This is a genomic window from Paraburkholderia phenazinium (genome assembly GCF_900100735.1).
Classification (GTDB): domain Bacteria; phylum Pseudomonadota; class Gammaproteobacteria; order Burkholderiales; family Burkholderiaceae; genus Paraburkholderia; species Paraburkholderia phenazinia.
Genome location: NZ_FNCJ01000045.1, coordinates 1 through 9,866, shown reverse-complemented (window position 1 = coordinate 9,866; position 9,866 = coordinate 1). Strand labels below are relative to the sequence as shown.

Genomic DNA, 9,866 nt, shown 5'->3' with positions numbered 1-9,866 from the left:
CACTTCATGCAGAAGGAAATCTTCGAGCAGCCGCGCGCGATTGCCGACACGATTCCGCAAGCCGAAACCTTCGATGCCTCGCTGTTCGGCGAAGGTGCGCAGAAGGCGTTTGCGGGTATCGACAGCCTGCTGATTCTCGCCTGCGGCACGAGCTATTACTCGGGGCTGACGGCGAAGTACTGGCTGGAGTCGGTGGCGAAGATCCCCACCCAGGTCGAGATTGCCAGCGAGTATCGCTATCGCGAGTCGGTGCCGAATCCGAAGGCGCTGGTGGTGGTGATCTCGCAGTCGGGCGAGACCGCGGATACGCTCGCCGCGTTGAAGCATGCCCAGTCGCTTGAGCATCCGCATACGCTGGCGGTGTGCAATGTCGGCACGAGCGCGATGGTGCGGCAGACGGAGTTCTCGTTCCTCACGCATGCGGGCCGCGAGATTGGGGTGGCGTCGACCAAGGCGTTTACGACGCAACTGGTCGCGCTGTTCGTGCTGGCGGTGACGCTCGGCAAGCTGCGCGGCCATGTGAGCGCGGCGCAGGAAGCGGAGTACATCAAGCAGTTGCGGCACCTGCCGGCGGCGCTCAACAGCGTGCTGGCGCTGGAGCCGCAGATCATTGCGTGGTCGGAAGAGTTTTCACGCAAGGAAAACGCGCTGTTCCTCGGACGGGGCCTGCATTATCCGATCGCACTGGAAGGTGCGCTGAAGCTCAAGGAGATTTCGTATATCCACGCCGAGGCTTATCCGGCGGGTGAGCTGAAGCACGGGCCGCTGGCGCTGGTGACGGAAGCGATGCCGGTGGTGACGGTGGCGCCGAACGATGCGCTGCTCGAGAAGCTGAAGTCGAATATTCAGGAAGTGCGGGCACGCGGCGGCCAGCTTTATGTGTTCGCGGATTCGGATACGAAGATCGTCAATGACGAGGGGCTGCATGTGATCCGCATGCCGGAGCATTATGGGTTGCTCTCGCCGATCCTGCATGTGGTGCCGCTGCAGTTGCTGGCGTATCACACGGCGTGTGCAAGGGGGACGGATGTGGATAAGCCGCGGAATCTGGCGAAGTCGGTGACGGTGGAGTGAGCGGGGGGCGGGCGTTGATAGTTTTTGTTCGCACCAAATGAAAGCGTTCCGTGGCCTCTCGTAGATGTGTTCCGTAGCGGGGGTTAAAATTCCATCAACCCCTTGCTGGATATGGCGCGGAACGCTTCTACTGTGCTCAGTGTAGTCGGTAATAAATTTGTGCCCTCGACCCCGCGTTTTGAGGGCAATCGCAGGGCGGGAACCTTCACGGAACGCTTCTTCGTCCCGGTATAGGCGTGCTTCAGTTCCTGCAGCAGATTTGCCCGAAAAATGCCGGGAGGCGAACCGGCAGACTGGAACCTCCACAACCCTCCCAGAAAACTTCGGACATGCAGCTCTTTCCGGCAAGAGGTGGCGCGTTTCCGTGGCAACAGCCTGATGCCATCGTCAACGCCGTGAAGGGCGTCGGTTCGCAATGCGCGACTATTGGCCCACTCGCGGATAGAAACTGCAGTTCGCGACAAAATCCCGGATTTTGTCGCGAACTCCACTGATATCCACAGCGCCTGTGCTCCCGACTGCTCCGTCCGCTGCAACCCAAGTCGTTATGGTCTTCGACGTCAACAGTTTCTGGACCTCCGCGGGCGCGAGAAAGCGCGTTACCCAGATATTTGAGTCGTTCGGGGCAAGGCCATCGTTCGCGCTGCCTTTTCGCTTAGTTTGAATCGTCTGCTCGTCGAAAGTGAAGAAGGACTGCGTCGCCCAGTCATACTTCTGCTTCGCATCTTGGGGGGTGGTGACGATGCCGCCCATCAATAGCAGCCGGCCGTCGCGAGCACAACTGAAGATGAAACGAGCGGTGTAGCTCGTGTATTTCTGCTCGACGCGGAGGTACGTCGAACCTTTGACCTGCTTCAACTCTGCCGTCGTTTGCTCGATACCGTTATTTGAGAAGTGAAGCCTACTGGCTTCCGCTGCGCTCAGCCAGAGAATGTCATTGGGCTGAACCGATGCTGAGGCAGAGAATGCCAACGCATCGACGCCCATTCGTTGAAGATAGGCGACCAGCATGCCGCTGACTTCCTGGCTCGTGCCGTTGCCTATGTCATTGCCCTGCGAGTAGAACTGGTGAATGCCAAGTCTTGTGTTACCGCTCGAATAATATCGGCCGAGGCCGCCGGCAAACGCGTACGCGCACGCACTCGCGCAGATGCCGCTCGCCACCATCCCCCCGCCAGCGTACGTAGCGATGCCGGTGTCGAATCCGAGCTTTCTGATGGTGTTGCCCACCGCCACGCCGCCCATTAGCGAGCCGCCAGGGGAGTTGAACAAGACCATGCCGCTCTCGATGTGATTCGCGCGAACAAACTGTTCCAACTCGCTGGCGCTGGAGGTGGTTATCTCACCGTCCGCGTAGATTCGTGTGGTGTCTCCGTGTTGGTCTATCCACGTAATGACGTCGGCGGGGTTGTGCTTGGGTGCAGTGAACGTCATCGCGTTTGCGGCAATACTCGCGAAGCCGAAAACCAGCAAGACTAGTCTCAGTGTTTTCACAGTTCTATTCCCCGAATTTCCCTCGAATGCCGCACTAAGAGGCGGCGACACATCTTCCTAACGCTTCCTCTTCGAGGACGGTGAGGCTCTAAGATTGACTTGCACAGAGGGCCACCGCTTCCGGCATCGCGCGTTCAGCATCATCTTTCTTGACCTGCTGGGCGTATCGATTTCCGACCGCCACGGGATGGGGGCACCAAATGCCGCCCCGGCCAGATGTGCAGGAGCGGCAGGCTGTTGCGGTCAGAAGGATGGGTTCGGCTCGCCTAGCCATCGTAGACCTGCCTTCTCCACCTCAAGACGGTAGTCACCGAAGAGGCGCCGACCGAAGCGTTCCACCGTTAGCGTGGCGCGCACGTCAATCTCATGGCCGTAATACGCGCGGTCATCCCCCTGGTCAACCGTGACCAGACCTTCGATTTCCGTGCTAAGGTCGTCGCCATCGTACTCATCGAGCGTCTCCCACCACGGCAACTCAATATCAATCCGCGGGAACGTGCCGTTGGTCATTGCCACTTCGGACTCGACATGTCCATTGTTGATTATTGCGAGTTCGAAGTGCCTCTGGACGTCGGTCAGCCAGTCTTCGTGGTCTGAGTAGATGCGCGCCGTCGGAAAGCGCGCCTCCAGCACAGCGGAGAGCGCCTGCGCAAACGCGCTGCCGTGGTACCCGAGCTCGGTGGCACGGTCGTGAAGCCGCCCTGAGTCGAAGACGATGACCGACGCAAGCGCCAGCCCGGCATCGTCATTGGACGCCTGGTAGGAAGCGAGATTGTTGTGCCCGAGCGCAGCGGCAGCAAGCTGCTGGGCATGGCCGGTCGAGAGGGACATGCCTTGAGCAGCAAGCGCGCGACGAACGGCAAAGACAATAGCGGAGAGCTGTGTCATATCGTGTGCTCCGAATACAGCGCGGGGTCTCGAGCGATTCCGACCCCTGCGCGTGCGGAGCTGCACGATTATCGCGGGGATTGAACATGGAAACATGCCGCCTTTTTTGAGCCGCTCGAAGCTCTGGCTGGCGCCCTGTTCAATTCTAACCACGTTTGTCGATGAGTGCTTGACGTGCTCGGGGGAACCGAGTATTCGCGAGCACGCGAAGTCTCGCCAGCAGCCCGATGACGTTGCCTGATAGCTATGCCAAGCGGCACCGACGCGCTTGTTACCCAGCTTTTACTTAGCGTCTGGTGCTGGACCCGACCAGGCAGCGCAACGACTCGGGAAGTCGCAATTTGACTGGTGGTCAAAAAAAAGCCGCGGCTGTACGTTTTTGATGTATTCTTTGTTCTGGAGGGGCGTATCGCCCCTCGGTGCTCTTTAACAGGTCGACTTCATCGCTCCCCAAGTAGTAGCGTGGTAGTGCTGCTTCGTTCGTTGGAACGAGGTACCCGCATAGCGGGCAATTCCCACGTCACCGCCGAAGCGCGCCGTACTGGCTGCACTGCATCCCCGAAACCGTGGACGCGATGCACTCGTCGCGGTTCGTGAGTGCGAATGGCGTGGTCATTACGGCTGGCTGGTTAGGTAGGGGTTCGCATGCTGCTAATCGCATGAGCGCCTTTGCCGCGATGTAAGCGTTGCGCGGTTTTGCAATGCACTGAAGGAAGCTGTTTTGTTGGGATGTGGTTTGTGGTGTCTAACTCTCTCCGTTCGGCTATTTGCTTGTGGAAGCTGGGCATGTGCCCGTTTTCGGAGAACACTCCAATGAAGTACGACCAATTGAAAACCTGCATCGATGCGCTCAAGGCGCTTCATCAGGAAAAGCACCAAGAGTTAGGCACCAGTGTCAGTGAAGAGTTGAAGGCTGTCGTCAAAGAAATGGAGGACTGCCTGCAAGAAAGGACAGACGAAGTCGAGGTACCACATCGCGTGAGCCAGCGGGCATTAGCCATGCTTGCCCAAGCGCTCAGCATCGTGACTAATCTCGCCACTCTCGCTCACCTTTTCTTCAACTCCCGGTGACACGGCAAACCATCTTTTCCAAAGGACCATGAGATGAACCTAGGCCGCGCCATCGCACTCTGCCGCAAGCAGCGTGGATACAATCAAGCGCAGCTTGCTGAAAAGGCCGAAATTTCGATTTCGTATTTATCGCTGCTCGAGCAGAACAAGCGGAAGGACCCAACCCTCTCCATCATTCAGCGAATCTCGGAAGCGTTGGCAATCCCGTCCGGCATCCTATTTTTCCTCGCCGCAGACCAGACTGAGCTTTCCGGCTTGCCCGTCGACCTGCAGGAAAAGCTATCTTTCGCAGCTCTCCAACTGCTAAATGAGCAGCCGCCCGAACAAGCCCTCATATAACTTCGCGCCGATTAAGGACGTGAGGACGCTGGCGTTGGCGCTTGGCTTAGCCGAGCGTCAGCTGAATCGCTTGGCTGTGAATGCCGGGAATATGTACCGCAGAAAGCCAATCGCGAAAAAAGACGGGACTGAGCGGGTAACATGGGACGCGCATAAGCAACTTAAGGAAGTTCAAGGCCGGATTAACCAGTTGTTTTTTCATAAGGTTCTGTTTCCGCTGTACCTTCAGGGAAGCATTCGCGACAAGGCGTATCCGAGAGACTACGTACGCAACGCCGAGATTCACGCCGGCGCATGTGTTGCCGTCACCCTGGACATTGCGGACTTCTTTCCCAGTACGCGAGCCGAACTTGTCCAAGACATCTGGAGGGATTTTTTCCGGTTCGCGCCTCCAGTTGCGGAGGTACTCACGCGGTTGACGACCAAGGACGGTTTCCTCCCGCAGGGCGCGAGAACTAGCAGTTACCTTGCCAATCTTGTGTTCTGGCAGCGTGAACACTGTCTGGTTGAGACGCTTGAAAAGCGTGGCTGGCGATACTCCCGTCTCGTCGACGACATAACTATCTCGAAGGCCACCGACACGTCCCAAGCGGAACTGACCGACATCAATCGGATAGCAATAGGTTGTTTTCAGGGATACGGGTACTCGGTAAAGCGCTCGAAGCACAAGGTGCTTCGGCGGAACCATCGCATAACGGTTAATAGCCTTGTGGTGAATGTTCACCCGGCATTGCCAAAGGATGAGCGCCGCCGAATCGGAGCACAGGTGCATCAGGTCAAAGAGGCGTTGACGTCCGGGACTCAGGCGGACGTGCCTTCGGTGGCGAGCACGCGTGGCAAGATTGCGAAGGTGGTTCGACTGCACCCCGAACTTGGTTCGCGGCTGTCGGATAAGTTAAGGCAAGCTATCCCGCTCGATACCGAAGGGTCTCCCGAATAGTTCGATGAACGTGGTACGGATGAAGACGCGCCGGTCAGAGGGGCTGCTTTGGGTATTCGATAGTGCGCAGCAGGCGGATGGGATTTCCAGTCAGAAATAATAAAGCAAGGTTGTTATGGACTTTCTAGCGTTCAGAATCAGAAATTTTCGTTCAATCGTTGACTCCGAGTGGCAACGCTTTTCGGCGGACAGAGTGACCGTGCTCATCGGCCAGAATGAGAGCGGCAAAAGCGCTGTTCTGGATGCGCTGGCGCTTACCGTTGGTAATGCGCGGTTGAACGAGAACGACTGCCGGGTCGATAGTAAAGAGCCGGAAATTCACCTTCGTGTTCGAGTTGTCTATGAAGAACTAGAGTCCGTACTCGCCAGTTGGGGGTTCTTTCAGAAGCAGGCGGTGAGGCGTTATCTTTCGACGCGAGGCGGCGAGGTTGTACTGGACTATGCGTGGGACCGCTCACGGGCTGAGGGGAGGACGGTCTTTGAAGGACTTGTCGGTATTGCGGACCCAGAACTCGATAAGATGCTTGAAGATGCGCATAACACCGGTGCGGGCCTGGTCAATTTAGGCCAGTCACTAACGACAATCGCTTCAGCTATCGCTAACGCTTCGACAGAAGGGACGAAACCGGTCAGCCATGAAAGCCCGACATCGAAGATGGGGACGAATGACCTGGCTCTCGTGATACACAGCTCTGCACCGCGTGCTTTGTCGTTTGATGTGGACAGTCAGGCTCTTCCCGACTACGTCGATATCGATGACAAAGGCGAACTTGTGGGGGCTGGTCGCGATGCCGCCAGGAACTACTTGCGGGCGGCAAAAATATCGTTACCCGAATTGTTGACTGCCGAACGGAGAACGCAAATTGCCCTCACGGAGAAGGGAGACAAAAGGCTGAACGAGCGTTTCCGCGAATTCTTCGAGGTTGGGGAGAGCAGCTTACCCATTCCGCGGCTTCGTTGCAGACTTGAATACCGGTCAGAAATGGACACGACGGGCACCAATCGATATTTGAGTTTCTGGGTCGCAGACGGTGAAGCCGATTTCTACCCTGCGCAGCGAAGTAGAGGAGTTAAGTGGTTTGTATCCCTCTTTCTTTTTCTGAGTGCGTCCGAGAAAATTCGACGCGGCCGTCTTCTTTTGCTTGATGAACCCGGAGCATGGTTACACATTCGGGCCCAGCAGAACTTGCTGCGGTTACTCAATGCGGTGAAAGGAGACGTATGGGTGGTGTACACGACGCACAGCCCGCAGCTTATCGAATATGAAAAACTTTATCGCGTCCGTGCTGTGCAGCGGATGACTGGCCGTCTTGGCGGACCGACAACGGTAATAGATGCCGCGCATCTTGGAGGCGCGACCAGCGACACGCTTTCGCCGCTATACGCCGCCATCGGTTCAGACCTGTCGCAGCAACAACACATACAGAAAACGAACAATGTTCTGCTGGAAGAAATCAGTGGCTTTTACTATATGAACGGCTTCTGGCAGTTGACCGATTGCGTGCAGCCGGCTCATTTCCTCGCCGCCACCGGTGCCGACAAGCTGGTACAACTTTCATTCTTGCTGCGAGGGTGGGGTCTTGATTTTATCTTTGCTGTTGATGACGACAAGAAGGGACGGTCGTTGCGTGAAAAGCTCAAGCAGACGCTCTACAGCGGGGACGAAGAGCTGACCACCGAGAACGTGATACTGCTCAATGACTGTCCAGGTATCGAAGATGTGTTCAGTCAGACTGATTTTGCGGCACATGTCTTGCACCGCGAGCCTGCTCCTGCAGGAGTGCGCAACTCAGATTACGTAAAACAGTTGAAAGCCTCGAAGCCCATCCTTGCGAGCCAGTTCCTCCAGTCCGTTAAGAAGAGAAAACTGACGTGGGATGTATTCGACGACGAGTCGAAGGGGCGAATAAAAGAGGTGGTCCGCTCCATCTCATTGGCGCTTGAGAGCAAGCAGCGCATTGTGTGAACTTCGCTATATCGACAGGTGACTCCCCCTCAGGCTTCACGGCGGTTGGCCGTGGCATCGAGAATGAACACAACATGTCGCCGCTGGAGACAGCGCTAGGCTACCGGTGGAGTGCCATCGCGTCGTCGGAGGCAAGAACCGTGAGTTGAGAACAAAGATATGCCGACAGTCAGGATTGAGAGCTTGCAGCAACTCGCGACCTCAGTGAACGGCTCGTACCTTTAAGCATCGTTCTGCCACCTGCGAATGCCGCCGCCAACGCGCTGGTAGGAGCACCTTTCGTCTGCATCTTGCGCTGGTGACAGCGCGAACCTTTCTGCGTAGACTCAAGAGCCACGGATAGTATCGTCCTGTCGGCTTGTTCCCGAAAACCATTCCGTGAACGCAATGCGCGTTAGGTTTCGCCTGAGCGTAATCTTCCGTTTGCTCTCACTCAAGCCGCTTCTCGATACTCGCTATGCACAGGGCATAGATTTCAACGCGCGTGCCGGAATCGTGGCAACTGAATTGCACGCTCTTGTACTCTTCTTCAGAGAAAAAAGCACATATACGAACGGAAAAGACTTCATCAACCACGCGACGAGGGAATTATGGGAAGCTCAGGCTCGGGCTCGTTTTCGGACTATCCAGGTACAAAGGCCAAGGAAGTCGAGGGAGACGGAACTGGCATGGCAGGCGGTGCGAGCGGCGTTGACAGATGCAAGCAGGCGTTCCACGCGTTGTTGCAGGATGTTGGTAACAGCGATTACCACGCACGCTTCAACACGGTACCTGCAGTCGGTGCTGAGTTAGGAATTATCTTTGATGGAAGACGCGTCTTCGCAGTCGATGTGAATGGGGTGAAGGTGGGTGCGCTCCCCACATCGCTTAATTATCTCGTTGCTTGCCTCGCAAGCAACGTGAACTACATTGGTGTGGTGAGTTCGTCTGCTCTCGCGCCGGTTCCCACCGTTGAGGGCGACTTCGGGCCGCGATAATCATGACCCACACCGGTGCAGTTCTGATTGTTGGGGAGCTGGTTGTCGATTTTACGCTCGCCCAACGTGGTGAGAAGTGCAAGCTTCGTTTAGGTGGCATAGCGCATGCAGCGCGGGGTCTCTGGGCGGCAGGATTAGAGTTTGCCGTCGCAGCGGTTTGCCCTGAGTATCTGGTTGACGAAGCGAAGAACTATCTCGCGAAATGCGGATGCAAGGAGTTTGTCTGGCTTGGTAATGTCGTCGGTGCGCCGAACGTCATCGTCATTGGAGACGGGACGGAGGTCTCGCACCAAGGCTACGAAGACCTGATGCGGGACAAAAAGGTCGTGAAGCTTCGCGACCCGGTCCCACAACTCGAAGCCTACCAGAAGGTCGTCGTATTTCCCGGGCGGTTCGACGTCGACAAACTTGCCAATGCTTTCTCCTTAGACGCACGGTTCGCGTTCGACATCGCATATGACCTGAACGACCTGTCATCACTGGAGGGATTCCGCGGGCGCGTGCAAGCTATCATTATCTCGACATCGTCTTCGCTGTTCGTGCGGCTTGGCAATGATGACATTGGCGCATTGATAGCCGAGGTCAAGACGCTGACGCCGGATGTACTTCTCCTAAAGGAGAATCGTGGCGGCAGCCGGCTCTTCGATTTGCACAATGGCGGCGTCGAAGAGATACCCGCGACGTTGGGGAAAACGGTCAACTCCGTTGGCGTGGGCGACGTCTACACCGCCGTAATGGTCGGCCTCTCTCACAAGGGTTGGACAGAATCGGCGTGGCGCGGCTGTCAGGCCGCGACAGCATACTCGCAGTCGACGTTTCCTGACGACATCAAGCGTGATGTGCAGCGCGACTTCCTTCTCCCGTTGAATACGCTGCAAGCGCTCGGCGGGACGGCACTTTCATGGCACGACAGGCCAAGCTATTCCATATATCTTGCTGGTCCAGATTTATCGTACGTCGAGAAGCAGGAACTCGACCGTGCTGCGGATAGCCTCTCGTATCACAACTTCAGGGTGCGTCGTCCCATCCAGGAAAACGGAGAGTTGAAGCGGCCGGCGAGCGAAGGCGAACTGCGACGCGCATATCACATGGACTGTCTGTTGCTCAAAGAATGCGC

Annotated in this window: 9 protein-coding genes; 7 read left to right on the top strand and 2 right to left on the bottom strand. The window is 56.7% G+C overall.

What is annotated here, in order from left to right; all coding sequences use genetic code 11:
- Positions 1 to 1,074: glutamine--fructose-6-phosphate transaminase (isomerizing) (glmS, locus tag BLQ92_RS39065; protein ID WP_090696065.1), on the top strand; the 1,074-nt coding region annotated here is incomplete at its 5' end.
- A gap of 423 nt (positions 1,075 to 1,497) precedes the next feature.
- On the opposite strand, the gene BLQ92_RS39060 is transcribed toward glmS, so the two are convergent.
- Positions 1,498 to 2,568, bottom strand: coding sequence for a COG3904 family protein (locus BLQ92_RS39060; RefSeq protein WP_143016756.1), 1,071 nt, complete (start codon positions 2,566 to 2,568; stop codon positions 1,498 to 1,500).
- 243 nt (positions 2,569 to 2,811) lie between these two features.
- Positions 2,812 to 3,456: a hypothetical protein gene (locus tag BLQ92_RS39055; protein ID WP_090696062.1), complete on the bottom strand. Its 645-nt coding sequence runs from the start codon at positions 3,454 to 3,456 to the stop codon at positions 2,812 to 2,814.
- An 813-nt stretch (positions 3,457 to 4,269) separates the two neighbouring features.
- On the opposite strand from BLQ92_RS39055, the gene BLQ92_RS39050 reads away from it, so the two are divergent.
- The 6 genes from BLQ92_RS39050 to BLQ92_RS39025 form a co-directional block, all read left to right on the top strand.
- The gene (locus tag BLQ92_RS39050; protein ID WP_143016755.1) at positions 4,270 to 4,527 is read left to right on the top strand and encodes a hypothetical protein; all 258 of its coding nucleotides are present in this window, start codon (positions 4,270 to 4,272) and stop codon (positions 4,525 to 4,527) included.
- Positions 4,528 to 4,560: 33 nt separating this feature from the next.
- Complete coding sequence (locus BLQ92_RS39045) at positions 4,561 to 4,866, top strand: helix-turn-helix domain-containing protein (protein WP_074262788.1); 306 nt, start codon at positions 4,561 to 4,563, stop codon at positions 4,864 to 4,866.
- A complete protein-coding gene (locus BLQ92_RS39040; protein WP_090696060.1) occupies positions 4,835 to 5,806 on the top strand; it encodes a reverse transcriptase family protein in 972 nt (323 codons plus the stop codon). The genes BLQ92_RS39045 and BLQ92_RS39040 overlap by 32 nt, the downstream gene beginning before the upstream one ends.
- Before the next feature lie 115 nt (positions 5,807 to 5,921).
- Positions 5,922 to 7,772, top strand: coding sequence for an ATP-dependent nuclease (locus BLQ92_RS39035; protein WP_090696059.1), 1,851 nt, complete (start codon positions 5,922 to 5,924; stop codon positions 7,770 to 7,772).
- A gap of 590 nt (positions 7,773 to 8,362) precedes the next feature.
- On the top strand, positions 8,363 to 8,749 hold the full coding sequence (locus tag BLQ92_RS39030; RefSeq protein ID WP_244896721.1) for a hypothetical protein: 387 nt from the start codon (positions 8,363 to 8,365) through the stop codon (positions 8,747 to 8,749).
- A 2-nt stretch (positions 8,750 to 8,751) separates the two neighbouring features.
- Positions 8,752 to 9,866 (top strand): sugar kinase (locus tag BLQ92_RS39025; RefSeq protein WP_244896720.1); only part of this gene is annotated, 1,115 nt, incomplete at its 3' end.